The 25,167-nt window shown below is 36.7% G+C and carries 29 protein-coding genes, 2 pseudogenes and 1 riboswitch; of the genes and pseudogenes, 24 read left to right on the top strand and 7 right to left on the bottom strand.

The genetic code is table 11. The annotated features are described in order from the left end of the window. Nucleotides 1–56: 56 nt before the first annotated feature. The 4 genes from MHH81_RS12100 to MHH81_RS12085 all read left to right on the top strand — a co-directional run bounded on the left by MHH81_RS12100 (nucleotide 57) and on the right by MHH81_RS12085 (nucleotide 2,896). Nucleotides 57–452 (top strand): hypothetical protein, encoded by a 396-nt coding sequence (locus tag MHH81_RS12100; protein ID WP_340921514.1) that lies wholly within the window; start codon nucleotides 57–59, stop codon nucleotides 450–452. A gap of 433 nt (nucleotides 453–885) precedes the next feature. Beyond that, nucleotides 886–1,290: a hypothetical protein gene (locus MHH81_RS12095; protein ID WP_340921512.1), complete on the top strand. Its 405-nt coding sequence runs from the start codon at nucleotides 886–888 to the stop codon at nucleotides 1,288–1,290. Nucleotides 1,291–1,487: 197 nt separating this feature from the next. Next, nucleotides 1,488–1,781, top strand: coding sequence for a PadR family transcriptional regulator (locus MHH81_RS12090; RefSeq protein WP_340925236.1), 294 nt, complete (start codon nucleotides 1,488–1,490; stop codon nucleotides 1,779–1,781). Next, a complete protein-coding gene (locus tag MHH81_RS12085) occupies nucleotides 1,778–2,896 on the top strand; it encodes a DUF2812 domain-containing protein (protein ID WP_340921510.1) in 1,119 nt (372 codons plus the stop codon). Before MHH81_RS12090 ends, MHH81_RS12085 begins: the two co-directional genes overlap by 4 nt. A 375-nt stretch (nucleotides 2,897–3,271) precedes the next feature. Here MHH81_RS12085 and MHH81_RS21355 read toward each other — a convergent pair whose 3' ends face one another. The 3 genes and pseudogenes from MHH81_RS21355 to MHH81_RS12080 form a co-directional block, all read right to left on the bottom strand. Further along, a complete protein-coding gene (locus MHH81_RS21355) occupies nucleotides 3,272–3,448 on the bottom strand; it encodes a transposase (protein WP_445678137.1) in 177 nt (58 codons plus the stop codon). Further along, a pseudogene (locus MHH81_RS21350) lies at nucleotides 3,445–3,540 on the bottom strand (helix-turn-helix domain-containing protein); the annotation flags it as partial. The gene MHH81_RS21355 and the pseudogene MHH81_RS21350, both read right to left, overlap by 4 nt. Further along, nucleotides 3,534–3,854, bottom strand: a complete 321-nt coding sequence (locus MHH81_RS12080; protein WP_340921508.1) for a helix-turn-helix domain-containing protein — start codon at nucleotides 3,852–3,854, stop codon at nucleotides 3,534–3,536. The pseudogene MHH81_RS21350 and the gene MHH81_RS12080, both read right to left, overlap by 7 nt. Before the next feature lie 214 nt (nucleotides 3,855–4,068). On the opposite strand from MHH81_RS12080, the gene MHH81_RS12075 reads away from it, so the two are divergent. The 5 genes from MHH81_RS12075 (at nucleotide 4,069) to MHH81_RS12055 (ending at nucleotide 7,489) form a co-directional block, all read left to right on the top strand. Further along, nucleotides 4,069–4,653, top strand: a complete 585-nt coding sequence (locus tag MHH81_RS12075; protein WP_340921506.1) for a hypothetical protein — start codon at nucleotides 4,069–4,071, stop codon at nucleotides 4,651–4,653. A 128-nt stretch (nucleotides 4,654–4,781) separates the two neighbouring features. Next, nucleotides 4,782–5,093 carry a hypothetical protein gene (locus MHH81_RS12070; protein WP_340921503.1) on the top strand — a complete coding sequence of 104 codons (312 nt, stop codon included), beginning with the start codon at nucleotides 4,782–4,784 and terminating at the stop codon, nucleotides 5,091–5,093. 177 nt (nucleotides 5,094–5,270) lie between these two features. Continuing rightward, nucleotides 5,271–5,909 (top strand): hypothetical protein, encoded by a 639-nt coding sequence (locus MHH81_RS12065; protein WP_340921502.1) that lies wholly within the window; start codon nucleotides 5,271–5,273, stop codon nucleotides 5,907–5,909. Nucleotides 5,910–6,203: 294 nt separating this feature from the next. After that, a complete protein-coding gene (locus tag MHH81_RS12060; protein WP_340921498.1) occupies nucleotides 6,204–6,617 on the top strand; it encodes a DinB family protein in 414 nt (137 codons plus the stop codon). A gap of 254 nt (nucleotides 6,618–6,871) precedes the next feature. Beyond that, the gene (locus MHH81_RS12055) at nucleotides 6,872–7,489 is read left to right on the top strand and encodes a hypothetical protein (RefSeq protein ID WP_340921496.1); all 618 of its coding nucleotides are present in this window, start codon (nucleotides 6,872–6,874) and stop codon (nucleotides 7,487–7,489) included. Between the two features lie 247 nt (nucleotides 7,490–7,736). Here MHH81_RS12055 and MHH81_RS12050 read toward each other — a convergent pair whose 3' ends face one another. Then, nucleotides 7,737–8,732, bottom strand: coding sequence for a DUF2268 domain-containing putative Zn-dependent protease (locus MHH81_RS12050; RefSeq protein WP_340921493.1), 996 nt, complete (start codon nucleotides 8,730–8,732; stop codon nucleotides 7,737–7,739). 770 nt (nucleotides 8,733–9,502) lie between these two features. Further along, nucleotides 9,503–10,123 carry a hypothetical protein gene (locus MHH81_RS12045; RefSeq protein WP_340921491.1) on the bottom strand — a complete coding sequence of 207 codons (621 nt, stop codon included), beginning with the start codon at nucleotides 10,121–10,123 and terminating at the stop codon, nucleotides 9,503–9,505. A 198-nt stretch (nucleotides 10,124–10,321) separates the two neighbouring features. Between MHH81_RS12045 and MHH81_RS12040 the strand changes: the two genes are divergently transcribed. The 5 genes from MHH81_RS12040 (at nucleotide 10,322) to MHH81_RS12020 (ending at nucleotide 13,722) form a co-directional block, all read left to right on the top strand. Beyond that, a complete protein-coding gene (locus MHH81_RS12040; RefSeq protein WP_340921488.1) occupies nucleotides 10,322–11,287 on the top strand; it encodes a quinone oxidoreductase family protein in 966 nt (321 codons plus the stop codon). Nucleotides 11,288–11,306: 19 nt separating this feature from the next. Beyond that, the gene (locus MHH81_RS12035) at nucleotides 11,307–11,837 is read left to right on the top strand and encodes a D-glycero-alpha-D-manno-heptose-1,7-bisphosphate 7-phosphatase (RefSeq protein ID WP_340921485.1); all 531 of its coding nucleotides are present in this window, start codon (nucleotides 11,307–11,309) and stop codon (nucleotides 11,835–11,837) included. Between the two features lie 328 nt (nucleotides 11,838–12,165). After that, a riboswitch (guanidine-I (ykkC/yxkD leader) is annotated at nucleotides 12,166–12,262 on the top strand. 70 nt (nucleotides 12,263–12,332) lie between these two features. After that, on the top strand, nucleotides 12,333–12,674 hold the full coding sequence (locus MHH81_RS12030) for a DMT family transporter (RefSeq protein ID WP_340921482.1): 342 nt from the start codon (nucleotides 12,333–12,335) through the stop codon (nucleotides 12,672–12,674). Beyond that, nucleotides 12,674–12,988, top strand: coding sequence for a DMT family transporter (locus MHH81_RS12025; RefSeq protein ID WP_340921480.1), 315 nt, complete (start codon nucleotides 12,674–12,676; stop codon nucleotides 12,986–12,988). Before MHH81_RS12030 ends, MHH81_RS12025 begins: the two co-directional genes overlap by 1 nt. Before the next feature lie 245 nt (nucleotides 12,989–13,233). Beyond that, nucleotides 13,234–13,722: a GNAT family N-acetyltransferase gene (locus MHH81_RS12020; protein WP_340921478.1), complete on the top strand. Its 489-nt coding sequence runs from the start codon at nucleotides 13,234–13,236 to the stop codon at nucleotides 13,720–13,722. An 82-nt stretch (nucleotides 13,723–13,804) separates the two neighbouring features. Here MHH81_RS12020 and MHH81_RS12015 read toward each other — a convergent pair whose 3' ends face one another. Continuing rightward, nucleotides 13,805–14,506 (bottom strand): zinc transporter family protein, encoded by a 702-nt coding sequence (locus MHH81_RS12015; protein WP_340921476.1) that lies wholly within the window; start codon nucleotides 14,504–14,506, stop codon nucleotides 13,805–13,807. Between the two features lie 158 nt (nucleotides 14,507–14,664). Between MHH81_RS12015 and MHH81_RS12010 the strand changes: the two genes are divergently transcribed. The 4 genes from MHH81_RS12010 (at nucleotide 14,665) to MHH81_RS11995 (ending at nucleotide 20,168) form a co-directional block, all read left to right on the top strand. Beyond that, nucleotides 14,665–16,314 (top strand): methylmalonyl-CoA mutase family protein, encoded by a 1,650-nt coding sequence (locus MHH81_RS12010; protein ID WP_340921474.1) that lies wholly within the window; start codon nucleotides 14,665–14,667, stop codon nucleotides 16,312–16,314. Nucleotides 16,315–16,354: 40 nt separating this feature from the next. After that, the gene (scpA, locus tag MHH81_RS12005; protein WP_445678136.1) at nucleotides 16,355–18,460 is read left to right on the top strand and encodes a methylmalonyl-CoA mutase; all 2,106 of its coding nucleotides are present in this window, start codon (nucleotides 16,355–16,357) and stop codon (nucleotides 18,458–18,460) included. Next, nucleotides 18,460–19,554, top strand: coding sequence for a methylmalonyl Co-A mutase-associated GTPase MeaB (meaB, locus tag MHH81_RS12000; RefSeq protein ID WP_340921470.1), 1,095 nt, complete (start codon nucleotides 18,460–18,462; stop codon nucleotides 19,552–19,554). Before scpA ends, meaB begins: the two co-directional genes overlap by 1 nt. A 173-nt stretch (nucleotides 19,555–19,727) precedes the next feature. Then, nucleotides 19,728–20,168, top strand: coding sequence for a BrxA/BrxB family bacilliredoxin (locus tag MHH81_RS11995; RefSeq protein WP_340921468.1), 441 nt, complete (start codon nucleotides 19,728–19,730; stop codon nucleotides 20,166–20,168). 54 nt (nucleotides 20,169–20,222) lie between these two features. On the opposite strand, the gene prli42 is transcribed toward MHH81_RS11995, so the two are convergent. Further along, nucleotides 20,223–20,318 carry a stressosome-associated protein Prli42 gene (gene prli42 / locus MHH81_RS11990; protein ID WP_340921466.1) on the bottom strand — a complete coding sequence of 32 codons (96 nt, stop codon included), beginning with the start codon at nucleotides 20,316–20,318 and terminating at the stop codon, nucleotides 20,223–20,225. A gap of 127 nt (nucleotides 20,319–20,445) precedes the next feature. On the opposite strand from prli42, the gene mce reads away from it, so the two are divergent. The 6 genes and pseudogenes from mce (at nucleotide 20,446) to MHH81_RS11960 (ending at nucleotide 25,123) form a co-directional block, all read left to right on the top strand. Then, the gene (gene mce, locus MHH81_RS11985; RefSeq protein WP_340921464.1) at nucleotides 20,446–20,856 is read left to right on the top strand and encodes a methylmalonyl-CoA epimerase; all 411 of its coding nucleotides are present in this window, start codon (nucleotides 20,446–20,448) and stop codon (nucleotides 20,854–20,856) included. 4 nt (nucleotides 20,857–20,860) lie between these two features. Beyond that, nucleotides 20,861–22,408, top strand: a complete 1,548-nt coding sequence (locus tag MHH81_RS11980) for an acyl-CoA carboxylase subunit beta (RefSeq protein ID WP_340925235.1) — start codon at nucleotides 20,861–20,863, stop codon at nucleotides 22,406–22,408. An 18-nt stretch (nucleotides 22,409–22,426) separates the two neighbouring features. Then, on the top strand, nucleotides 22,427–23,539 hold the full coding sequence (locus tag MHH81_RS11975; protein WP_340921461.1) for a M20/M25/M40 family metallo-hydrolase: 1,113 nt from the start codon (nucleotides 22,427–22,429) through the stop codon (nucleotides 23,537–23,539). Between the two features lie 21 nt (nucleotides 23,540–23,560). Continuing rightward, nucleotides 23,561–24,052, top strand: a complete 492-nt coding sequence (locus tag MHH81_RS11970; protein ID WP_340921459.1) for a chemotaxis protein CheW — start codon at nucleotides 23,561–23,563, stop codon at nucleotides 24,050–24,052. Nucleotides 24,053–24,224: 172 nt separating this feature from the next. Then, nucleotides 24,225–24,476, top strand: a pseudogene (locus tag MHH81_RS11965) (HAD hydrolase-like protein); the annotation flags it as partial. 41 nt (nucleotides 24,477–24,517) lie between these two features. After that, complete coding sequence (locus MHH81_RS11960) at nucleotides 24,518–25,123, top strand: LysE/ArgO family amino acid transporter (protein WP_340921457.1); 606 nt, start codon at nucleotides 24,518–24,520, stop codon at nucleotides 25,121–25,123. Nucleotides 25,124–25,167: the final 44 nt, after the last annotated feature.

The raw sequence follows: 25,167 nt of genomic DNA, 5'->3' as shown, positions 1-25,167 counted from the left end.
ATAATTCTGCATATCCTGTTCATATGTTACATAAAGGATGAAGGAGAATTGACAAGATGAAATTAATTGCCAAAGGTCATAGCAGGAAAAGTCCTTCTCTTTACTTACTAATCATTGCAGCAGTATTAATCATTGCAATTCCTACCTGGATACGAATACAAGGAGATTCTCCTAACGATCAGCTTAAGGAGAGTATACAAATAGCTGCTACTGAACTCTTTGAAAAGGATAATGCGATAGCCGAATTTAAGATTGATAGCTTAGAACTTAGCCATACAAATGAAGCATCAGAAGAGGTTTACCTCCTTATGTTTTCTATAAAACCAGCTGATCCAGAAAATTTTGTACTCGTTGGAGGTGGAATTGAAGGAGAAGAAGGATGGATTCATGAGCGAGTAAATTATGTAACTGTTAAAAATAACAACAAACTGATTTTTAGCACAAGTCCTTAATAATGAGAGCTACCTATTTATTTGGGTGGCTCTCCTTTTTTATTTTGGCTAAGATAAACGAATATGTTGTTACCTGTCGAAAATCCACCCGCTTTCCGCGGACGGAAGTGCCAAGCATCCTCGGGGCAACAGGATGTTGGTCCCAGAGCCACTCTGTGTCGAAAGGCGTAGCAGACAGATGCAAATCTGTTGCCACATGGATGTGGCGATTTTAGGATTTATTCCTATAACTTGGTCTTGGCAACCTGTTTTTCAACAGGAGTCTCGCGGATTTTCGTCACAAATATATTCATCTAAATAACAACAGCCTAATTGAACAGAACCTTTATTTTAGAATGCAACGTGAAAATTCTTTATTATGTTTCAAATGCATATATTGATGCAAATAAGTTAGGAAGAGGATGTACTTATTGGAGAAAGGAGAAGTACCTGCATGAGATTAATTGCTTCGACCCCTAACCAGAAAAGGAATGCCTATAAATTCAGTCTAATGATCATAACAATTATGTTAATCCTAGTAATTCCTAGTTGTATACGTTATATAAAAGCAGATTCTACGAATAGTCAACTTACGGATTATATAAAAACTGCTGCATTTGAATTACTTGAGAAGGATAAAGCAATATCTGATTTTGTAATTGATAGCCTAGAATTTAGCCATAAGACGGAAGAATCTGAAGAGGTTTACAAGATCATGTATTCTATGAAACCAGCCGACCCAAAAAATTTTGTACTAGAAGGTAGTGGAAAGAAAGGAGAGGAAGGGTGGATTCATGAGCGTGTAAATTATGTAACAGTTAAGAAGAATAGGGAACTAACTTTTAGCACAAATCCTTAATTATAAAATTGAAGAATGAAAGCCAATTTAATGTATTAGATGGCTTTCATTTTTTCCGTTTGAAAAGACTTTTCAATTAAGTCTTTTTTTTTTGCACATATATATCGCGTCGTGATATAGTCGTGTTACGACATAGTCGAAGTGTGACATATGTGAGGGGTGAATAAGTGGAAAAAGTAATTAAGAAGTATGTACCGATGACAGAAACGGCTTTTTATATATTGCTGTCCTTAACAGAACCAAGGCATGGGTACGGCATTATTAAACGAGTAGAAGAAATGACAAATGGAAGGCTTACACTAGGTTCTGGCACGATTTATGGAACATTAACGAAAATGCAACGAGATGACATAATAACAATTTATGCGGATGAAAAACGCAAAACCATTTATGAAATTTCGGATTTAGGTAAGCAACTTATGCAAGTAGAAATGAATCGGTTGAAAGAATTACATGACAATGTCTTACGTTATGAGGGGGACTTTCAGTGATAAAGAAAGTGAAAGGTCTATGGAGCTACAATGTAGATAACACGGAGAAGTGGCTTTCAGAAATGGCTATAAAAGGTTGGCATTTAACACATGTAAACAGATGGACGCGAACATTTACATTTGAAAAAGGCGAGAACAAGAATGTGAATTACCGAATCCAATTCAGGCAAAAAAATCACTCTTTGCCTCCAACGTTACAAAAAGCTGGATGGGAGATTGCAGTTTCATCCGGAAAATGGTTATTTCTAGTGAATGAAGAGCCAACCATTCGATTGTATCCATCAAGGGATGCTTATGTGAAACGAAATCGTACGCATGCATATGTATTGAGTCTACTTGCCACTTTGCATATATCAGCATCGATGTTACCAATCCTTCTCATAGGGATTCTTTCCTCTGCAATGGAGGAAGAGAATATTTTAGGTCATAATTTAGGAATACTATTATTTTTTGTTGCTGAAATAGTTTTAGTAGCTTGGTTTGCTATCTATGTGTTCAGAGCATATCGGCGATTCGAAATTCAAGAGTTTGATGCGAAAATAGATAGTATGTTAACAGGTAAAAAAATGCGTAAATTTAGAGGAGCCTGGATGTATCAACTTGAGGAAACAAGAGAATGGCTTGAACGTCTTGCAAGAGAAGGCTACGAGCTCGAGAGCGTCAAAGCTGCAATCTTCACATTTAGAAAAACGAATCCTTCTAATATAAAATATGAATGCATGTTTGAATATAAAGTGCACCCTTCCTATTTTGCAACACACAAAGAACTTGGGTGGCAGCTTAAATTTTCCTCCAATATGACATTATTGAATTATTCCATATGGGCTATGCATTATGAAAATGAAGAGGAAATGCCTCAATTCTCGTATGACAAACAGGAACAACGCCAATCGATTAAACGAGCTTTTAAAATGAATCTCGGTATGAGCATTTATCTTATCTTTATTTTATCTTTTTCTTTTTACACCAATATGTTAAGTAAATATGAGCCTTTTCTTGCTTGGAGCTTTGGGGGAGTCATGAGAGTATTATTATTTGTTTTTTTATTATTTTGGTTATATAAATTCTTTCAAATTTTGTTTAGCTATCGGAGAAGTTTAAAGGCCCTGAAGTGATAGAAGTATCACAAAACAATACAATGACTATCAGGTGGAATGATACTTTTGATTTGTAACATCATAAGTCAATAAAAAAAGCATTATCTCCAAAGAGATAATGCTTTTTTTCTGAAGAACCCTTCGTTCCTTAAGAGTTCTTGCGGGTTTGGCACCCAATAATGCCGACTGGAATCAAACCAGTGAAATTATTTCAATCGATATTATTGGATGTCAAAACGAAGTAATATTGTTTACTAGGTTAGTATAGCATAGGGAGTATATTATTACAATATAATATTGTCCAGTAACTTTGTATTAAAGTAGGTTACTGATATTTATAAGAAATTTTATAGAACTCAAAGTTTAGTTTGAATTTAATAAAGATGGTTAAAATCACCTACATTGCCAACCATATTTTTGCATGACACGCTGCACAGTTTTCTCACAAACTCCCGTGTATAGGGCGGCAATCTTTCGATAACCATATCGGAATTTATGTTGTTTACACAAGTCGCCAATCTGCTGGTCTCGATTTTTTTTTGTGTGAGTTGATCCGCATTCTTTTTCCAACGATAGTATGACGAGCGACCTACGCCTAGGTGACGACAGATCTCGCCAATTGGCATAACATCCTTTAATTCTTCGACTAATTGAATTACCACTTTTGGCGCCACTTCCTTTCCAAATCCGCGTACTTTTTTAAAACTTCAATCTGTTGCTTCAAATCCCGATTCTCTGCCTGTAGCTTGGCTGTCTCGCTTTCATATTCCGGTCCTTTGTCAAAGGCATATTGTTTACCAACTGGTTTTTTAAGACGGTGTATTTTTCCATTTCGATACCAATGCATCCATCTATTCAATTGCGTTTTGTTCCGAATGTTCAATTTTTCCATTACTTCTTTTACCGGTACCTTTGCCAATCGCATTTCAATCGCCATCATTTTCACTTTTACTGGATAACTGACTCTTGTTCCCATAGAAAAAACACCTCCGAATTGAATTTAGGTATTGTATACCCGTTTTTCAGCGAAAGGTGCTTTTATTTGTCTCATTTTTTTATGTCAGTGCGTTGTTTAGATAGCTCTTTTTTTTATTCAACTAACGCAGCAGTTTAGTTGAAGAAGAAGGTTTTTTTTCGATTGTGTTGAATAAGTTAATATATGTAAATTATTGAACAAAAGTGGGGTTTTAATGAAAAAAACACATTTTATTAAAGTGCTAATAATTAGTGTGGGAACAATTGTATTTATACTTTGGATTAGTGGATTACTGAATATTTGGATAAATGGAATTGGTTTTATTGCTGACGATGTTGAAGGTTATCAAATTCAATCATATCCTGTTGATGGAGAATATTCTGTGAAGATTGATTTGAGTGATTTTGATAGTAATGAGGGGAAAGTGCTTTATGATGATGGGGAGAACCAAATTTACGTAGAAAGAGTATTTGTCAATGGTAATTCAGATTACGAAGTTAGCTTTAGGTCTAGTGGAACTTATAGTTTAAGAGGTGCAACAGTAGTATCAGGCATTGAACACGCACGAACCGAAAATGGTTTTACACATATTAATCATGTTAACGCAACAGCAACATTTCAAGAGGATTCGTATAAAATATACCATTCTAGTTCATCTGGTTTAAATTATCGGGATGGAGATTCATTTGGATTTTATTTGTTTCCACATGATAAAGATGTAGAAGTTGATATTGAAAAAGATTCCATTATAGAAGTGAAACTTTCAAATTTATATATGCATAATTGGGAGAAGAAATAAATGCTTACTTTATAACTCTCTTCAACTAACGAGTGCTTTAGTTCAAGATCATGGTGTTGCTTTGGCAACTCTTTTTTCTTTTTGAACTAACGGTGCAGTTTAGTTGAAGAAAAAGAAGGGGGATTTAAATGGCTTTTGGAATATTAATGATAATTTTCGGGTTTAGCCACCTAATGAAGAGTGACTTTTTTTTATCAAAAAAAACAAAAGTTATTTTAGGTGAGAAAAAGTTTCAATCTTATCAAAAAGGATTAATTTTTCCTTATTTATTTTTAGGAACCTTAATGATTTGTATGGGAATAGTTGAGAATATGGAAATTCTCCAAACATCAATATTTATCACTTTATATATTATCTTAGGCATTATTCCTTTTATATTGTTGATTGCAAATAATAAAAAAAACACTGGTAGATATTGGTTTTGGGTAAAAGATATTTAAGTAAAGTGGTAACGTAAAATATTTCTTCTTCAACTAACGGGTGCTTTACTTCAAGAAGGGGTAAAGCCTTTTTTCTTTTTGAACTAACGTAGCAGGTTACTTTAAGAAGAGGATATGGTTTTATTCTGGGGACTTTTTGGAGGATTTATTACATACCTTCTTAACAGGAGGAATTGTATGTTAAAAAAGATATTGATTATTGCTGGAATACTCATAGTGGGAATAGCTTCATTTAGCCTGTTAAATAAGGCTTTAGAGGTTGATTCTTCTGTTGCAAATAAAGAAGAACAAGAACCTTTAGTTACTAAAGAAGAAGAACTATTGAAAAAGGTAAAAGAAAAACTTACTGAGAAATATGTGATTGATATAAAAACGACTTCAAAGAAAGAATTGTTGATACAAGTTATAGGAGATGAAGAGTATTTTAATTCCGTAAAAAAGGATATGGAGTCCATTGCAAAAACTGTAATTAAAACCTCCACATTAAAAGATTATACAGTTGTTTTTGAGAGATGGGATTTATTTAAGATGCCCGAAGAATTTAAAAAAGAACAAAAAGAAATTCTCCATTTAGGAAAGACTATAATGGAAGGACTTAAAGATTATGAAGTAATTGGAAATATAGATACTCATTATCAAAAATCCATTACCATTCATACATCATTAAAGGGTTCAGATAAAGATGCACATAAGTTAGCAATGGAAATTGAAGAGACAGTAAATGAAATCCTACATTCTAAGGAACTAAATTCTGTATCCCATATTGATTCTTATGAAATTAAAATATTGAATGTCAAAGGGAAAGTAGTAAATTAGTCAACCTTATAAGGCTAAACAATACTGGCATCCCTTTTTATTAAGCTAACGAGGTGCTTTAGTGAAACAAGATCATCATTTTGAACTGCCCCGTAAATGTTTGTTGGTGTCTAACATTTACGGGGCAGTTCATTTCGATGGTCTTTTTTGCGTCTAAAACATCAAGAAGGTTTCGGCGATACAATGTGAAATGTTACACTTAAACTAACGCAGCAGGTTAGTTGAAGAAGGATTTATTCAAATTTTGGTGAAATACTGTTTATGTGGAAAAAAATACAAGGTAGGAGGATATTAATGAATCGAACTGATTTGCTCTTAAAAATGCTTAATACTACGTTTGATAAAGAGAGTTGGTACGTGCCATTCAAACCTGCAATAGAAGGACTCACCGCAGAACAGGCTAGGTGGAGACCAGTAGGAGAGGCAACCAAAACAATTTGGGAAAATGTTAATCATCTGATTTACTATAAAGAGAGACTTGTAGCAAATTTAGAAGGCCGTGAATGGACAAATAATCTCGATGGTGATCAAACCTTCTACCTTACTGAACAATTAAATGACGACAAAGAATGGATAGCAGTCGTTGAACTTGCAGAAATGGTACAACGCAGATTAAGACAAGTGCTAAGTAAAACAACTATTGAAGAACTTCAACAAAATTCTCTTGAAGAAAAGCTTTTACAAGGATCTTGGCCATCGCATCGTTAATTGGTGGAAAAAGAATATTTGTGAAACATTATACTTAAACTAATAGGGGCGTTGATCCAAGAAGGATTAATGCCCTATTATGTTGAACTCTTTATGGTAGTAAAGGGGCAGAATAGTTCTGCAATTTGCCCGCATGAATATAATTATAAAAAGGTATATAGGATTTTTTCCTGAATGAACTAAACCTAATACTAATGTAGGATGATATGCGGTTGTAATGAACACATACCTAGGTTGAAAGGAGGTTTTTATTTGTGACACAAACATCAAAAACTATTCCTGGTGCCGCAGTACGCGGAACGGCATCTGGTGTATTTTTCATGGCGTTTTTCGGTACTCTGTGGGCGTACACAGGAATTATGGGATTACAAGGCTGGGGAGTTACATTATTGTTAGTTACTGCTGTTGCCATAGGTATAGCGCTGTTCATCGGCGGTATATCATTAATACGCGCATCGCGAGAATTGACGAATCAGGTTTCAAAAACAGACTTAAGGCGTGGGAAGCGTACAAGGTTTTGGTTTAACATTATTTTTGCGGCAGAGGGTTTGGCTATAGCAATCACGATTGCTGTCAGTAACGCTACTGGTCACTCTGAACTTATACCTGTCGTAATAGCTATTATTGTCGGTGTTCATTTTCTCCCATTGGCCCTTCTTTTCCAAGTCAGACTCTATTATTTTACAGGCGCACTCCTTTGTTTACTCGCTATTATTACATTGCTGTTTGTACCTGCGAAAGTCACACTAGGGGAACATCAGATCAATGCATTTATGTCTTTAGTAGGCTTTTGCTCTGCCTTGATCTTGTGGGGAACGGGTCTTGCAATTTGGCTAATGGGTAGAAGATTGTTAAGTATCGTCCCAAAATAAATAGCATAAAAAGGAAGATAGGACTTTACACCGAAAAAATATGTTTATTGTACAATAAAATGAAAAGCAGAGTTACTTTCTTATTCAGCTAACGGGTGCTTTACTTCAAGAAGGAGTAAAGCCATTTTTCTTGTTGAACTAAAGCAGCAGTTTAGTGAAAGAAAGTTTCATAAATATAAATAAAAAAATCCTTTTCTAACATGTAGGAAAGGACACATAAAGTTTTGTAGACTATTGATAAAGAAATCTACTCGTAGTTAGCCATGTAATTTCCTTCTTCAAATATTTCTTTCGGACTTTTGGAAGTCCATTCTTCTACTGTCATATCGGGATGCAAGTTTAAGTAGGATCTAATCATCTTGTAGCCCTCACTATAGCCATAATAATTGGGAAAACCATTAGTCCCACCTATCAGTATTTCATAAATCTGATCAGTAACAGAACCCTCAAGATTTGGTTCAATCCTGCTCCAATATTCTTTGTTAAAGTTTTCGTCGATCACATAAGCGGTACTATTTGAATCGGGATACACTAAGGTTTCAAACATCACGGCTTGCCCTTCCATTACTAAATAATCTAATAGTGTTGGATAATAATCTTCTGTATAATGTTTTTCGATCCAAACGCTATGATGATATTCATGAGAAATACCTGATTTATGATTATTATCAAGCTCACTCAAACTATAATAGTTATCGAAATCATTGAAAAAGACTAAGATTTTCCCTGACCCGGCTGTTATCATGTCAGATGGAAATCTTTCATTTTTAGGAAACACACATACATTTGTTTTTTTATCGGATGAAAGTATCTCGGAGGATTTAACAAGGGATTCCTCGTATAAATTATTTATATGATCTTTATCTATGGATTCAACTTGATTCTTGATACTATCATAATCACTTTCTTCCGGTGTCCATTCAAACAAATTAATTTCTAAATGTTCCGTATCTTTAAAACATGCATCATATATAGGTTCTATAATTTCTTGTTGATACAATTTATGGGGTGATTCATCTGGATTATCCTTTACAGTTTCAAAATAGTTCTCATATAGCATGTAAGCATGAATTATATTAAATTCTTGCCCTGTATTGGGGTTTTTAAAAGAATAGGTTATATTTTGTTTTTCATTTTCCATATTTATATTCTCGTGAGATTGTTCAGTTTGCTTACAGGCTGATAAAATAAAAATTAATAGAAGCATACAAAATAAAATAAAAACTTTATTTGTGATATTCAAAAACTTCATCTCCCTATTCAATATTAATCTACTTCCTATACATTCCATTTTGCCTAAAAGTTTCATTAGTATAAACTATTAATTTTAATAACATAAAACAAAACATATTTTTAAGATAATAGGTTGGCTTGAAATAGTTGGAGGGAAGAGTCTTGAAGAGGGAGACTACTTTCCAATTACAAATAAAATATTTGTGAAATAATGTACTTCAACTAACGAGGTGCTTTAGATTACTGCGTATTTTAAAGTTAAAACCATAACATTAAGAAAATCATTGAGTTACTAACTATAATGTAAAAACCTTAAAGTACGATTGGATGGGTTACAAACTATAATGTAAATTAAAGTTTTTTGAAACATCCGTATTTCGTTGCTGCTATTGAATTTTGGAGTTAACAACTATAATGTCACTGGACAATATTTTCATCTTTTACTACTTGTTCATTCCGATAGGGGAGAAAGTAGTATTAGATACAAAAAGAGTGACCCCGAGGGATCACTCTTTTTGTGCTGTCATAGCTGCTCGGAGGAGAAGAAAGGAAGTTTCAAATCCTATTGCACCTGTTATCCGAGATTTTATAGAATGTTAATCGTTGAATGTTGAACGTTACAAATTAAGAGCGTTGATGGTTAAGCTTTTAGATCTGAAGGTTAAGCTTTGAGCTTTTTACCTACTAGTACTATTAAGATTGGTTGTAGTGCAGGGTTTGACCCAGACCCAGCAAACGGGGAAACTTTCTTCTTTTTCGCTAGAACAGCAAGTCATTTGATTAGTTAACAGAAATAAAAGTACGCGCATTGATTTCGCTTAAAGCGACATCAACATCGTCTTCGAAAGTCTCAATATCTAGAGACATTTTTGTCGCAACTTCTTTTACACTGATCGGGTCAATCAGTTTGGTTTCTTCAGATTCCCAAAACAGTTTTTTATAGCCTTCCACAGCGGTTAAGTCCGTTTTTCCATCTTTAGAAATCATGTTATTTAGTTGAGTGTCTAGTCTATCTTGAGCTAGTTCATTATTTTGTTCAACTCGTACTTGAGATCGACCATAATCACTGTTCATTTTTCCTAGGAGTGTCTTTTCAATTTCGATAAAGTTTTTACGCTCAATTGCGTCAGCTACTGTCATTTTTACTCCGGAAACTTCTACAGTCGTTTTAGCATTTGATTCTACAATCGCTTTTTTAATCTGTTTTCTACGATCAATCAAATCTTTTATCGATTGCAGGTTTTCTTTTGCTTTGTTTTCGAACTCATCGACTGTTTTGAAGCCAGGGATATTTTCTTTTGGCTTTTTTGATGCGGCAAAAGTAGTTTCATTAATTTTCTTTAAAATGCGTGCATCCAATGTCTTTAATTCACGTAAAGCTCTTGTAATGGAGATATCCATCCATACGTCACTCCCATTCGTCCATTTATTGTAAATATTAGTCTATAGTAGTTTACGAATCTATTCAAGTAATCCTACTATTTTTCGGAATAATATGTGTGGGAGGGGCCAATAATTAGATAAAAGGCGCATTCATTGTATCTAATCCTGAGTTCCTTTAATATGATTTTTATATTCTAAAATACGAGGAGTAATAAAATGAAAGCACTAATTTTTGAAGCGTTTGGTGGACCTGAAGTGTTGCAATACAAAGAAATTCCTGATCCTGCAATGAATGAAAATGAAGTATTAGTGAGAATGAAGGCAATCGGAGTAAATTTTGCGGATATTTATAGACGAAGGGGGAATTATCATCTAGCCGGGAACCCACCTTACATTTTGGGTTATGAAGGCTCAGGTGTAGTGGAACAAGTAGGTGTTGGTACAACTAACATAAAAGTTGGAGATCGTATTGCTTTTGCAGATGTTCCGTTTGCAAATGCTGAATTAGTCGCAGTTCCTATGGAAAAAATTATCCCCTTACCAAATGACATTTCCTTTGAAACAGCATCTGCTGTTCTATTGCAAGGTTTAACAGCACAGTACTTAACAAGAGACAGTTATGAAATAATAGCTGGAGATACAATTCTAGTCCATGCCGCAGCAGGTGGTGTTGGTCAAAATCTGGTTCAAATCGGTAAACTATTAGGAGGGACAGTCATTGGTCTTACCTCGTCTTTAGAAAAGTCTGAAGCTGCATATGACGCAGGAGCAGATTTTGTATTTCTATACACTGATTCTTGGGTGGAAAAAGTAAAAGAAGTAACAAGGGGTCAAGGCGTAGATGTCGTATATGAATCAGTAGGTTCTACTTTAACAGAAAGTTTTGAAGCGACGAAAATAGGCGGTACAGTTGTATTTTATGGAATGGCTGGAGGAGACCCTACACCGGTCGATCCACGAATGCTGATGGATACTTCTAAAACTTTAACAGGTGGAGACCTATGGAATGTTTTGACTTCATTCGAGGAAAGAAAAATTCGTTCCCAACAATTATTTGAATGGATTTCCGAGGGGAAAATAAAAGTGAAAGAATCAACTATTTTTTCGCTAGAGGATGGCTCTAAAGCACACATTTTACTGGAAAGTAGAAAAAGCGTAGGGAAAATTTTATTGAAACCATAATAATAAAGGTGTGATCTAAATGAAAAAGGCAGTATTTTTGGATCGTGACGGTGTAATAAATGAAGTGCTAACGGATAGGGTTAAATTTGTGAATAAGCCCCATGAGCTATACTTTTTACAAGGTGTACCAGAAGCAATAAAAAAATTGAACTCTTTCTTTGATTTCATATTTGTCGTAACCAATCAAGGCGGAGTGGGATTGGGATTTATGAAGGAATCTCAGCTCCAAAATATACATGACCATATGATTGCTGAACTAAAGAAGGAAGGGGCAATAATCCATGATGTGGCTTATTGTCCGCATAAGCCAAAAGCAGGTTGTGCCTGTCGCAAGCCAAACAGCAAATTAATAGTCGATCTTAGTAAAAAGTATGATATTGATCTATCCCAATCCTATATGGTGGGAGATACCGATACAGACATTATTGCAGGGAAGAAGGCAGGAACAAAAGGGGTATTCTTGGGTAAGAGTGATCCACTTGCAGATGCTGTTTTCCCTGACCTAATTAGTGCTGCAGATTGGATTATAGGGGATGCAACTGCGAATTAGAACGTGCCTTTGGTATGTTCTTTAACGGTAATAATTTTTAAAAAACAGTTTACTTTTTTCTGCTTCTTATTTTGTATTAAGCATTCATCCTCTTTTTACTTTCTAATTTAGTTTCTAGATGCATTTTCCTCGTTTAAATTTGTCCAAAAATGGAATTGCTCAATAAAACGTTTCTGAGTTAGAAACTTTAAATTAATTGTATGAATTGCCATGTTAAATAAGAAAAAGCCTAGCTAAGTAGATTTTAGCTAGGCTTTTTCTATTAGGCTCAATAATTTCCACTTGAATAAGGTTTAATTGTGTGTATACTATAAAGTAATTATATAAATTAAATGTTTTCTAGGGTTCCGCAACAAGTTGTTGGTCTGGTCCGAGAGAAAACTCACAGCTATGCTGTGTCACGGAAGGATAAAAGCCTGGGAGAAACTGTTTAACAGTTATCTCTTAGGCTTTTTTGTTTTTTTGGTAATAATAAAATCGGAGGTGTTTGTTTAAATGAATACAAACTGGATTAAAGTATTTGTTGCTGCTTTCTTTGAAGTTTTTTGGGTTATTGGGTTAAAACACGCTGATGACTTTTGGACATGGACTGGAACTGTTATTTCTATCATCATCAGCTTTTATGTAATGATTATGGCAGGTCGAAAACTTCCCGTGGGTACTGTATATGCAGTTTTTGTTGGATTAGGTACTGCAGGAACTGTCTTATCTGAAATACTATTCTTTGGTGAACCATTTAAAATGGAAAAAGCGCTCTTGATTTTACTTTTATTAGCAGGAGTAATTGGCTTGAAGTTAGTTACAAAGGACAATGGTCAGAAAGGTGATGAATCCTAATGGCATGGATTTCTCTAATCTTAGCAGGTTTTTGTGAAATGTTTGGTGTTGCTATGATAAATAAATTGCATAAAGACCGAAATTGGCAATCATTACTTCTATTAATCCTAGGATTTGGAGCAAGTTTTCTATTTCTTGCTTATTCAATGAAAACACTTCCTATGGGTACAGCTTATGCAATTTGGACAGGAATTGGTGCGTCTGGTGGAGCAATTTTAGGCATGATTTTATATGGTGAATCAAAAGACTGGAGAAGACTTGTCTTTATAGGCATGGTTTTAGGTGCTGCAATAGGTCTAAAACTCGTCTCATAAAAGTGTTTTAGATTGTAGTATGAAGAAGATAATCTGTTTTTATTAAGCATATTATCTTCTTTATTTTTTTATTCTTGTTCAACAAAATGGCCCGATTGCTGAACTAGCAGGAATTATCGCCTTTTTTGTCGAACTTATTGAACTAACATGGAAGAACGTAAATTTCTTGCATATTCTGTATATAGTAAAGAAGCACATTAGTGATTTAAAAATAACAGTCAAAAGAATGTTAGGAGGTTTTTTATATGTCTGTTTCACTTCAAGAAGTATTTGAAAACGAGAAAACAATATTACGTAACTTATATTCCTATTATCTTCATGATCTTTCTAAGTTTACACCAAACCTTACTATCAATGAAAATGGATTCTTTGATTATGAGGATCTTAACTCATTTTGGACAAATGAGGGTATTTCTCCTTACTTCATCAAATTTGATGGGAACATCATTGGATTTATCCTTCTTTTGGAAAGGCCATTTTTAAAAAAAGAGAATGATTTCGGAATTAATGACATCTTTATTCTAAATAAGTTCAAAGGTAAGAGCTTCGGAATACAGGCAGTAAAAGCGTTATTTGAATGCAAAAAAGGAAAATACTTTGTTATTGAACTTGTTCATAACCTCCCTGCAGTATCCTTTTGGAGAAAGGTATACAAAGAATTTCAAATTGATTATAAAGAAGAAAATCAATTAATTGATGATGAACCTTGCGTAGTCCAAACGTTCAAAATCTAAGCTGTTTTAATAGATTTTGGCAGTTCGTCCGCGGAAAGCGGGCGGGTTTTCGGCAGGTAACAACCTCATCGTAACAGAGAAATTAATGAACCAAATGAAATAGGATACTCAACAAATAGCCCGTCATGGTAAATGTTACAACTGACCTCATTGGAATAACTCGAATATGATGCAGAATAAATTCTTTTACACTTGTAAACGCGATTAAGCTGATGGATACACCAATCAGAACACCTTGTCCCCTTGAAGTGAGGTGGACAAGATGTCCAAGCCAAATGAATCCACTAAAGCAAACAGATAAGCCAATAAAACAAATAAATAATCCCCATAGTTTTTCACCTTGCGAGAGAAATGCCGAAGTAAGAGCGAATCCTTCCGGGAGATGGTGAAGAATTGTGGAGGTCGTAATCGTACCACCGAAAGACGCATCCGGAGACAAATTTCCAATGGTCAGACTTAACGGAATGGTATGTATAAACAAGCCAATAAGAAGCAAGTAAATAGTGGGTTTATTTTGGCTAGTAGAATGGAGTAATTGGTACATTATCCGAAAAAGGAAGTATCCAATTAGACCGCCAATAATTAACGCTGGTAATTCATACATGTTGAAAGCAGATGGAATGATATCGGATGCTAGAAGTCCCACTAAAAATCCACCGCATAATAGTGCCAAACCTTCATTTGAATGTTGAAAAAATTTAGATACTAACAAGGCAAATCCTCCACCAACACTAACACTAATAAATAGAAATCCCCCAAGGATTATTGCGCTCAATTTCATCATTCTCCATCCCCAAAAAAGTAATTATCCTATCTCAAAATATATGCTCATCGATTTCAGGTATGAGCGTGTCATGACAAATGCACTTTCTTCCATCCACACACTCATGTAAAATGAAATTTGTACGAATGATTTTACGAGGGGGTAGCGGAAGCGTTCATATGACTATACAAGACATGAAGCAAACGGTATTTAAAGAAGCAAGTCTTGCAGAATGGGAGCAAGCTGCGATTAAATCCTTAAAAGGAAAATCGCTTGCATCACTTTCGACGAAAACGTTAGAGGATATCATTTTGAAACCGCTTTATTCTTTAGCGGATGTAGCGGATATTCCTGCAAATCAAACTAATACAATTCGCCAAACCAAAAAAAATTCCGAATGGTTAGTGGCACAAACGGTTACTGGTCATTCATGTGAAGAGATTTTGGCAGACATGAAAGATTCACTGGCTAAGGGGAATAATGTCATTCATTATGCAGTGGATAAAGACCATAAATGGAATAGTTCTCAGATAGAAGAGTTAAAATCTCTTTTTATAAATAATCAAGTATTACTGGACGTATCCAATAATCCTTCCTTTTTACATAACTTTCACGACATAAAAGGAAATATAAAAGGAGCAGGTGAAACAGATTTTACTAATGCACGCACGTATTTTCTAGACGGATCCAGCACTCATCAAGCGGGTGGAGACGCTGTAAGTGAACTTGTCAGTGTATTAGTTCAAGCGGATATACTTGCTCGCAAATCCAGCATCGATCAACTTGTACAAAAAGCATTTGTACAATTTTCGGTAGATAGTAATTTCTTTATGGAAATTGCGAAAATCCGTGCATTCCGCGTTTTATGGAAAGCACTTGGCGAAGCAAATGGACAGTCAGATGTAGCATCGATCCCTGTACATGCGGAAACTTCTTTACGATCATTTTCCGCACTTGATTCGAATGTGAATATTCTTCGCGCAGGAAATAGTGCACTTGCAGCCGTTTTAGGGGGGGCAGACAGTGTGACGACATATCCTCACGATGTTTTAACAGGAGCGACTTCTACTTCAAAGCGTATCGCTCGAAATATGCAACTCGTGTTAAAAGAAGAAACACATATCCAGCGTGTGATCGACTCAGCTGGTGGCTCGTATTATTTAGAAACATTAACAAAAGAGCTTGTGGAAAAAGCATGGGCATTGTTTTTAGAAGTAATAAAAGAAGAAACGCTTAAAGCAAGAGTCGTAAAACTTCAAGAACGTGTGGATGCTAAGTGGGAGCAACAACTAGAGGCACTTTCTAAACGGAAGAAGTCTTTAATTGGTATAAATAATTATGCAAATCCAGAAGATTCATTAGCATTTGAAATCATTCCTACCAATTATAAACGACTGGCGGTGCCTTTCGAGCAATTGCGTAAAGCCTTTCAAGAGTTTCCTTTACAAACAGCCATTATCCCTTATGGCGTTTTAAAAGAATATAAAGCGCGATTAGATTTTGTTAGTGGGTATTTAATCGCATTAGGAATTTCACCTAAAGTAGCACCTGAAAACTTAAAGCCGTTCGATCTGCAAAAGTGGATTGATGAACAGGGCATTGATTATGTTGTATTTGTTGGGAATGACGAGCAAACAGCTGGTCTCGTTCCTGCTTTATTAAATGAACAATTATCTGTTCCAATGGATGTTGCTGGAAAGTTTGAAGAATACGAAGACTGGCTGGATGCTGGACTTTCTGGACGTATATATGCAGGTCAATCTCTACTTCAAAAAGGAAATGAACTGCTAGCTCTTGCGAAAAAGGAGGATTCTCATGACAATGCCTAATTACGCTAATGTATCCATCCAAAAGCTATTGGAGAAAACGATGGACCGTGATCCAATAGAAACTACCTCTTTTATGACGAATGAAGGTATTGAGTTAAAAAAAATGTATGTTGAATCTGATAGAGCTAGCTTGAAGCATTTAAATGATCTTCCAGGTATTGCTCCAAATACTCGTGGACCATATCCAACGATGTATGTCGCAAAGCCATGGACAGTACGTCAATATGCCGGGTTCTCTACAGCAGAGGAAAGTAACGCTTTCTATAGAAGAAATTTAGCAATGGGTCAAAAAGGGCTGTCAGTTGCTTTTGACTTAGCAACTCACCGTGGATATGACTCTGACCATGAACGTGTAACTGGGGATGTAGGTAAAGCAGGTGTCGCGATTGACTCTGTCGAAGATATGAAGATTTTATTTGACGGAATACCGTTAGATCAAATGTCGGTTTCGATGACGATGAACGGTGCAGTGCTTCCAATACTAGCATTTTATATCGTAACTGCAGAAGAGCAAGGAGTAACTCCGGAGCAGCTTGCAGGGACGATTCAAAATGATATTTTAAAAGAGTATATGGTTCGTAACACCTATATTTACACACCGGAAATGTCGATGAAAATTATTGCAGATATTTTTGCGTATACAGCAAACTATATGCCGAAATTCAACTCTATCTCGATTTCGGGTTATCATATGCAAGAGGCTGGAGCGACCGCGGATATTGAGCTTGCGTACACATTGGCAGATGGATTGGAATATGTGCGTACTGGAATAAAAGCAGGAATTGAAATTGATGCATTTGCACCAAGGCTTTCATTCTTCTGGGCAATCGGCATGAACTATTTTATGGAAGTAGCGAAAATGCGTGCGGCACGTAAAATTTGGGCACAAATGATGCAAAGCTTCGATCCGAAAAACCCTAAAACACTTGCACTTCGTACGCATTCACAAACATCTGGCTGGAGTTTAACGGAGCAAGATCCATTTAACAATGTAACGAGAACATTAGTGGAAGCTAATGCAGCTGCCATGGGACATACCCAGTCACTTCATACGAATGCACTGGATGAAGCAATCGCACTTCCAACCGATTTCTCTGCTCGAATTGCACGTAACACACAATTATTTTTACAAGAAGAAACGAATATGACGAAAGTGATTGATCCATGGGGTGGTTCGTATTATGTGGAAACACTGACGAACGAGTTGATGGAGAAGGCTTGGGCATTAATTGAGGAAATTGAAGAACTTGGTGGCATGGCAAAAGCAATTGAAACTGGTTTACCGAAGATGAAGATTGAAGAAGCCGCAGCAAAAAAACAAGCACAAATCGACTCTTCGAAAGAGATCATTATCGGTGTCAATAAATACCGACTAGAACAAGAAGACGCGATTGATATTTTAAATATCGACAATACAGTTGTTCGCCAAAAACAAATGGAGCGACTAGCAAAGGTAAGAGCTAATCGCGACGAAATAGCAGTACAAGAAGCACTTGCGGCACTAACGGAAGCTGCAAAAACAGGTAATGATAATCTCCTAGCTTTGGCAGTGGATGCTGCGAGAAAACGTGCAACGATCGGAGAAATTTCCGATGCTATTGAAGTAGTAGCAGGAAGACATAAGGCGGTGATTCGTTCCGTGAGTGGTGTATATAGCGCAAACTTTAATGACGCGGAGGAGATCGAAGCTGTGAAACAAATGGCAGAGGATTTCCGAGGAAATGAAGGTCGACGCCCACGCATTTTAATTGCCAAGATGGGTCAAGATGGGCATGATCGTGGTGCGAAGGTGATTGCAACCGCATTTGCAGATTTAGGCTTTGACGTGGATATTAGTCCTTTATTCCAAACACCTGCTGAAACTGCGCAACAAGCAGTAGAAAATGATGTGCATGTAGTTGGAGTTAGCTCCCTTGCGGCTGGACATATGACACTTGTTCCTGCATTAAGAGAAGCATTAGCGAAACTCGGTCGGGAGGATATATTGATCGTTGTTGGGGGAGTTATTCCGGCACAGGACTATGCTTTCTTACGTGAAAATGGAGCATCAGCGATTTTTGGACCAGGTACAGTTATTCCAGTCGCCGCACAAAAAGTAATTGAAGAAATTTATAAGCGATTGGGTTATGAGGAAGTGGAAGGCTAATGGCTGAAACGGATAAAACAAACCAATCTTCGATGCATGTCATGGGTGGTATTAAGTCGCAGCATGATGGAATGGGAAAGGCTTCTGTCAAAAAGTTTTCTAGAAAGAAGCCATTTGTTATAGATGAGGAAGCATATATCCGAGACATCCGAAATGGGTCAAGACTCCATTTAGCAAAAGCGATCACGTTTATTGAAAGTACAGTAAACGAGCAGCAAACGATTGGACAAATGTTGTTAAAACAACTCCTCCCTTTCACGGGAAATAGTATTCGTATTGGCATTACAGGTGTACCTGGTGCTGGGAAAAGTACGTTTATCGAAGCGTTTGGGAAGATGTTATGCGACAAAGGTTATAAAGTAGCAGTACTCGCCATCGATCCAAGTTCGTCGTTAACAGGAGGTAGTATTCTTGGCGATAAAACGCGGATGGAGGAGCTAGCGAAGCATCCAAGTGCGTTTATCAGACCTTCTCCAACTGCTGGAACACTGGGTGGCGTCCATAAAAAATCTCGGGAGACAATGCTATTATGTGAAGCAGCTGGATACGATGTAATTTTAGTGGAAACGGTCGGTGTTGGGCAAAGTGAGACAATTGTTCGAGGAATGGTTGATTTCTTTTTACTTCTCGCATTAACTGGCGCGGGAGATGAACTACAAGGAATGAAAAAAGGTATCATGGAGCTTGCGGATGCAGTTGTGGTGAATAAAGCAGATGGAGCCAATGAAAAACTAGCGAAAAAGACGGTAGCTGAGTTTAAGCAAATCTTGCACTTTCTTGCGCCTTCCTCGCCAAATTGGACAACCCCTGCACTAGCCGTATCTTCACTCTATAAAATAGGTTTAGATACTGTGTGGGAAACCATTTTACAATTCCAGCAAATTATGATGGAACAGCAAACTTGGCAAAATAGGAGAAAAGAACAAACCGTCGATTGGTTTAAAACGATGATTATCGATCGTTTGTATGATGACTTTTTCTCTTCTATGGAAAAGAAACAAACGATGTCTGAACTAGAACAATCAGTGCGAAAGGAAAAGATAACGGTTTCGCAAGCAGTGGAAGAGTTATTTTCCTCGAATTCTAAAGAATAATCTGCTAAGATAAAACTAGTTTTAACTTTACTCAGCAAGTTCTAAAACCTTGCTGAATAAAGTTAAGCCTCCGGCGGATGTCACAGATTTTGAAAGGAGTTAATTGAGCAAGCTCAATTCAAAATCTGGACGAAAATACGCCGAGGCGCATTTGATAGGAGGAGTGTTGAACAATGAATATGGATTTTAATTTATTGATGAATGATATGTTAATACAAGCTCGTGGAGAAGTGGAAGCAAGCGGTTATGAACAATTAACTACACCAGAAGATGTAGATGCTGCATTTGCTCGCCCTGGTACTACACTAGTTTTAGTGAACTCTATTTGTGGATGTGCTGGAGGCATCGCTCGTCCTGCAGCTGCAAATGCTGTACATTACGATAAACGACCAGATCATTTAGTATCTGTGTTCGCTGGTCAAGATAAATTAGCGACACAACAAGCACGTAATTTCTTTGGGGATGATCACTTACCATCTTCACCTTCATTTGTTTTATTAAAAGACGGACAACTAGTAGCGGAAATAGGTCGTCACGAAATCGAAGGTCACGCACCAACTTCTGTTATCACGCATCTTCAAGGATTATTCGAAGAGTACTGCGAAGAAATATAAGAAAAGAAAAAACAGCGGAAGCATTTGTATGCGACCGCTGTTTTTTATACTTTCTTATAAAATAAAGCTCAACCCGAATAATAATGTAGACATTACCATTACAATAATCATTAAATAGACGACAATTTTACGAAATGTTTGATTGCGCATGAAATTCTCTCCTTTAGCTTGTACTTTTATTTTAACAAAAACGAAAAAATGCACAAGAGGTAGAGATTTTTTTTCGAAATATGTACAATAGAGTAGTGAATAATCAAACAATAAGGGGTGTGTGACAATGGAAAAGGTCGATCATATTGGCATTGCAGTGAAAAGTATTGAAGATTCCCTCCCATATTACACAGAAACGTTAGGATTGAAACTTATACATATTGAGGAAGTTCCTTCTGAAAAAGTACGAGTTGCATTCATCGATAGTGGAAATGTAAAGCTGGAGTTACTTCAGCCAATCGATCAATCGAGTGCGGTCTATTCTTTCATTGAGAAAAGAGGAGAAGGTATCCATCATGTTGCCTTCGGGGTAACAAATATTCAAGAGCGTTTAAATGAACTAAAGGAAAAAGGGGTTCGACTCATTCAAGAAACACCTAAGATTGGTGCTGGAGGAGCACAAGTAGCATTTATTCATCCAAAAGCATCTGGTGGCGTTTTATATGAATTATGTGATAAATCAGGGGGAGCGAAGTAAACAAATGGATATTTATGAGAAAATTAATGATTTATACGATCGTAAACGAAAAATCGAATTAGGTGGCGGAGATGCCCGTATTGAAAAGCAGCATGAAAAAGGAAAACTCACTGCTCGTGAACGGATCGAACTACTCGTAGATAAAGGCACATTTGTTGAATTAAACCCATTTATCCAGCATCGTACAGTAGATTTTGGCATGGACAAGCAAGAAGGACCAGGTGACGGGGTTGTGACTGGTTACGGAAAAGTAAATGGAAGACCCATTTATTTGTTTTCCCAAGACTTTACGGTTTTTGGTGGAGCACTTGGCGAAATGCATGCACTGAAAATATCCAATGTGATGGATTTAGCTGCTAAAAATGGAGCGCCTTTCATCGGGTTAAATGATTCAGGTGGAGCTCGTATTCAAGAAGGTGTTGTCTCACTTGATGGATATGGACAAATCTTTTATCGAAATGCTATCTATTCCGGTGTCATCCCGCAAATTTCGGTTATTTTAGGGCCTTGTGCTGGTGGAGCCGTTTATTCACCGGCTATTACAGATTTCGTTTTCATGACAGATGACACGAGTCAAATGTTTATTACGGGACCAAAAGTAATTGAAACAGTAACAGGGGAAAAAATTTCTTCGGAAGACTTAGGTGGTTCAAAAGTACATAATACGATAAGTGGAAACGCCCATTTCCGTGGAAAAACAGAAGAGGAAGTTTTAGCAAATGTACGGCTTCTTCTTAGTTATTTACCACAAAACTTTGAAGAAAAAGCTCCAATGACAGAAGTACCAGAGGGCGCGGACGATCGCCCAGATTTAGCGGATATCGTACCGTTTGAAGCAATCCGTCCGTATGATATTCGCAAAGTAATTGAACAAGTAGTGGATAGCGGTTCTTTCTTGGAAGTACACAAGGAATTTGCGAAAAATATTGTAGTTGGTTTAGCACGTATAAAAGGCGAAGTTGTTGGTCTAGTATGTAATCAACCGAAATTTATGGCTGGAGGACTTGATATTGACTCTTCCGATAAAGCAGCACGCTTCATCCGATTCTGTGATGCCTTTAATATTCCTATCATTACTTTTGAGGATGTAACTGGCTTCTTCCCAGGTATTAAGCAGGAGCATGGCGGTATTATTCGTCATGGGGCGAAGATCCTATATGCCTATTCAGAAGCAACTGTGCCAAAAATGACAGTCATTTTACGTAAAGCGTATGGTGGGGCATACGTTGCGCTAAACTCTAAATCGATCGGTGCAGATGTTGTATTCGCGTGGCCGAATGCAGAAATTGCGGTAATGGGTCCTCAAGGAGCAGCAAATATTATTTTTGCACGTGAAATTGCAGGTAGTGACAATCCAGAAAAAGTGCGTGATGAAAAAATTGAAGAATATCGTGAAAAGTTTGCCAACCCTTATGTAGCGGCATCGATGGGAATGGTAGACGATGTAATCGATCCTCGTGAAACACGTATTAAGCTTATTCAAGCATTAGAAATGATGCGCAATAAAAAAGAATCAAGACCAAAGAAAAAGCATGGAAATATTCCATTGTAAAAGGAGACTTTACACAAGATGAATCGATTAATAGAAGAATTTTTTGAATTAGTAAAAATAGATTCGGAAACAAAGCATGAGCAATTAATTGCGCCGATTCTAATGGATAAATTGGAGCAACTCGGCTTCTCTGTAATGCAGGATGATTCTGCAGAAAGAACGGGTCACGGTGCAGGTAATTTAATTGCAACGCTTAAAGGAACGAAAGCTGATACGGATACCATTTATTTCACAACTCATATGGATACAGTAGTGCCAGGTAAAGGGATTCAACCTGTTTTGAAAGAGGACGGTTATATTTATTCGGATGGAACAACGATCTTAGGAGCAGACGATAAAGCGGGAATTGCTGCTTTATTTGAAGCAATTCGCCGTTTAAAAGAGCAGTCGATTGCCCATGGAGACATCCAAGTGATCATTACAGCTGGGGAAGAAAGTGGTTTAGTCGGTGCAAAAGAAATGGATCCTGCTCTAGTAACAGCTAAATATGGATATGCCATTGATAGTGATGGTCCAGTTGGCGGTATTGTGACTGCAGCTCCCTTCCAAGCAAAGCTTTGGACAACGATTACAGGGAAAACGGCACATGCAGGTGTAGCTCCTGAAAAAGGTATTTCAGCTATCACACTTGCTTCTAAAGCAATTTCGGCGATGAAATTAGGTCGTATCGACTCGGAAACAACGGCAAATATTGGCCGTTTTGAAGGTGGACAAGCGACAAATATCGTTTGTGATGAAGTGCATATATTAGCGGAAGCTCGTTCGATCAATCAAGATAAATTAGATGCCCAAGTGGCGCATATGGTCGCAACGTTTGCAGAAACAGCCGAAAAATTCGGAGGAAAAGCAATAACGGTAACGCAATTGATGTATCCAGGCTTCCGATTTGAAGTAGACCACCAAGTGGTACAAGTTGCGAAACGCGCAGTTGAAAGTATTGGAAGAACTGCCGATATAAAAACTAGTGGTGGAGGTAGCGATGCAAATGTCATTGCTGGGTTTGGTATTCCAACCGTTATTTTGTCAGTAGGCTATGAGGAAATTCATACAACAAATGAACGTATGCCTGTTGTAGAGTTAGAAAAGCTTGCAGATTTACTTGTGGAAATTGTGAAAGTAGCTGCAGAGTAACACGTATAGGAGGTGCCGTTATTGACTAGTGAAAAAGTAGTTGTATTTCAATGTGGAAACGAAGACTACGCGGTTCCAATCGAGCATGTCGTGTCTATTGAAAAATTAGATCAAGTGAATCCGATTCCTCATTTGCCAAACTATTTAATCGGTCTAATGAAAATTCGAGGGGAGCTTGTTCCGATTATTGACTTCGAACAAATCCTGTATAATCGCAGCGGTTTAGACAATGAGCTTGCACGCGTTGTTACGTTGCATACACAAGATATGTCCATTGGTATTCTTGTGAAAGAAGCAAAAGAGATTCTCGATATCGCCTCGGAAGATTTAAAGCAAATTGGGTTAATGAACTATTCGAAAACACAATACTTCACAGGTGTTGCGAATTTAGAGAATCGCATGATTACCATTGTAGATCCTTCTATTTTAGTTCGTTCATTGGAAGGAATTAAGGATATTCAGTCGTACTTAGAAAATGCTAAAAAAGAAGCTTTAGAAGCAACAAAGCAATAGCTCTGCATAGCGTTCGGCGCAGGAATTATTTCAACAAGAAAAAGGTAGCTAGTAATAGCTACCTTTTTCAATGTGTAAGGTAAGCTTAATAAGAGAGAAAATATACAAAACATACAAAACATTATTATTTGATATTGATGATACATTATTAGATTTTGGAGCAGCGGAAAATGTTTCAGAAGATACAGGATTTCAAAAGCCAATGAAGGAATACTTTGAGTATGTCTTTGCTCGGATTCCTAATTTTTCTCTAGAAAGTGCATTGATTATAGGTGATTCCCTAAGTGCGGATTTACGTGGTGGTTTGCTTGCAGGTATTGATACATGCTGGTATAATCCAAAAAAGAAAATGAATGATACTCATATGGTTCCGACCTATCAAATACATAGACTAGATGAACTCTATCAAATATTAAATGTTTAAGTGCTTTCATATAATCGAAATGGAAAGAAGGGTTGTATAAATTGGAACCATTCATACACGGTTTTTTGTTGGCATTTGGTCTTATTTTACCTTTAGGTGTGCAAAACGTCTTTGTATTCTCACAAGGAGCACAGCAAACACGCCTTGTACGTGCGTTGCCAGCAACAATTATGGCTTCCCTTTCCGATACATTCCTCATTTTACTTGCAGTTCTTGGTATATCAGTTATTGTAAGTGAGGTAGAGCAATTGAAAATGCTATTAATGAGTGCTGGTGTATTATTTCTTCTTTATATGAGTTTCACCATGTGGAAAGCAAAACCAGAATTGCATGGGAATACAGAAGGCTTATCGATCAAGAAGCAAATCATTTTTGCTCTATCCGTCTCTCTACTGAATCCACATGCCATTTTAGATACAATTGGTGTCATAGGAACAAGTGCGCTAAGTTATGCGGGTACAGAAAAAGTCATTTTTACTGCAACCTGTATTTTCGTATCATGGTGTTGGTTTATCGGGCTTACGTTAGCTGGTAGTATTTTCAAACGATTGGATGGGTCAGGGAAAATGTTGGGCATTATCAATAAATGCTCAGCTATCTTTATCTTTTTGACTGCATGTTGGTTAATACGTGACCTTGTTTCTTAAGATAGTTGATATTTAATAGAATGATAGTTCGTATTTCGATGATT

It is taken from the genome of Psychrobacillus sp. FSL H8-0484, assembly GCF_038005325.1.
Classification (GTDB): Bacteria; Bacillota; Bacilli; order Bacillales_A; family Planococcaceae; genus Psychrobacillus.
Note: the sequence above shows the minus strand (reverse complement) of the source record. Positions and strands in the feature narration are given on the sequence as shown.

Bases quoted from the DNA above. Each gene is read 5' to 3' on its own strand.
- MHH81_RS12100 (WP_340921514.1), top strand. From the start codon at position 57: ATGAAATTAATTGCCAAAGGTCATAGCAGGAAAAGTCCTTCTCTTTAC.
- MHH81_RS12095 (WP_340921512.1), top strand. From the start codon at position 886: ATGAGATTAATTGCTTCGACCCCTAACCAGAAAAGGAATGCCTATAAA.
- MHH81_RS12090 (WP_340925236.1), top strand. From the start codon at position 1,488: ATGACAGAAACGGCTTTTTATATATTGCTGTCCTTAACAGAACCAAGG.
- MHH81_RS12080 (WP_340921508.1), bottom strand. From the start codon at position 3,854: ATGGGAACAAGAGTCAGTTATCCAGTAAAAGTGAAAATGATGGCGATT.
- MHH81_RS12075 (WP_340921506.1), top strand. From the start codon at position 4,069: ATGAAAAAAACACATTTTATTAAAGTGCTAATAATTAGTGTGGGAACA.
- MHH81_RS12070 (WP_340921503.1), top strand. From the start codon at position 4,782: ATGGCTTTTGGAATATTAATGATAATTTTCGGGTTTAGCCACCTAATG.
- MHH81_RS12065 (WP_340921502.1), top strand. From the start codon at position 5,271: ATGTTAAAAAAGATATTGATTATTGCTGGAATACTCATAGTGGGAATA.
- MHH81_RS12060 (WP_340921498.1), top strand. From the start codon at position 6,204: ATGAATCGAACTGATTTGCTCTTAAAAATGCTTAATACTACGTTTGAT.
- MHH81_RS12045 (WP_340921491.1), bottom strand. From the start codon at position 10,123: ATGGATATCTCCATTACAAGAGCTTTACGTGAATTAAAGACATTGGAT.
- MHH81_RS12040 (WP_340921488.1), top strand. From the start codon at position 10,322: ATGAAAGCACTAATTTTTGAAGCGTTTGGTGGACCTGAAGTGTTGCAA.
- MHH81_RS12035 (WP_340921485.1), top strand. From the start codon at position 11,307: ATGAAAAAGGCAGTATTTTTGGATCGTGACGGTGTAATAAATGAAGTG.
- MHH81_RS12030 (WP_340921482.1), top strand. From the start codon at position 12,333: ATGAATACAAACTGGATTAAAGTATTTGTTGCTGCTTTCTTTGAAGTT.
- MHH81_RS12025 (WP_340921480.1), top strand. From the start codon at position 12,674: ATGGCATGGATTTCTCTAATCTTAGCAGGTTTTTGTGAAATGTTTGGT.
- MHH81_RS12020 (WP_340921478.1), top strand. From the start codon at position 13,234: ATGTCTGTTTCACTTCAAGAAGTATTTGAAAACGAGAAAACAATATTA.
- MHH81_RS12015 (WP_340921476.1), bottom strand. From the start codon at position 14,506: ATGATGAAATTGAGCGCAATAATCCTTGGGGGATTTCTATTTATTAGT.
- MHH81_RS12010 (WP_340921474.1), top strand. From the start codon at position 14,665: ATGACTATACAAGACATGAAGCAAACGGTATTTAAAGAAGCAAGTCTT.
- scpA (WP_445678136.1), top strand. From the start codon at position 16,355: ATGGACCGTGATCCAATAGAAACTACCTCTTTTATGACGAATGAAGGT.
- meaB (WP_340921470.1), top strand. From the start codon at position 18,460: ATGGCTGAAACGGATAAAACAAACCAATCTTCGATGCATGTCATGGGT.
- MHH81_RS11995 (WP_340921468.1), top strand. From the start codon at position 19,728: ATGAATATGGATTTTAATTTATTGATGAATGATATGTTAATACAAGCT.
- prli42 (WP_340921466.1), bottom strand. From the start codon at position 20,318: ATGCGCAATCAAACATTTCGTAAAATTGTCGTCTATTTAATGATTATT.
- mce (WP_340921464.1), top strand. From the start codon at position 20,446: ATGGAAAAGGTCGATCATATTGGCATTGCAGTGAAAAGTATTGAAGAT.
- MHH81_RS11980 (WP_340925235.1), top strand. From the start codon at position 20,861: ATGGATATTTATGAGAAAATTAATGATTTATACGATCGTAAACGAAAA.
- MHH81_RS11975 (WP_340921461.1), top strand. From the start codon at position 22,427: ATGAATCGATTAATAGAAGAATTTTTTGAATTAGTAAAAATAGATTCG.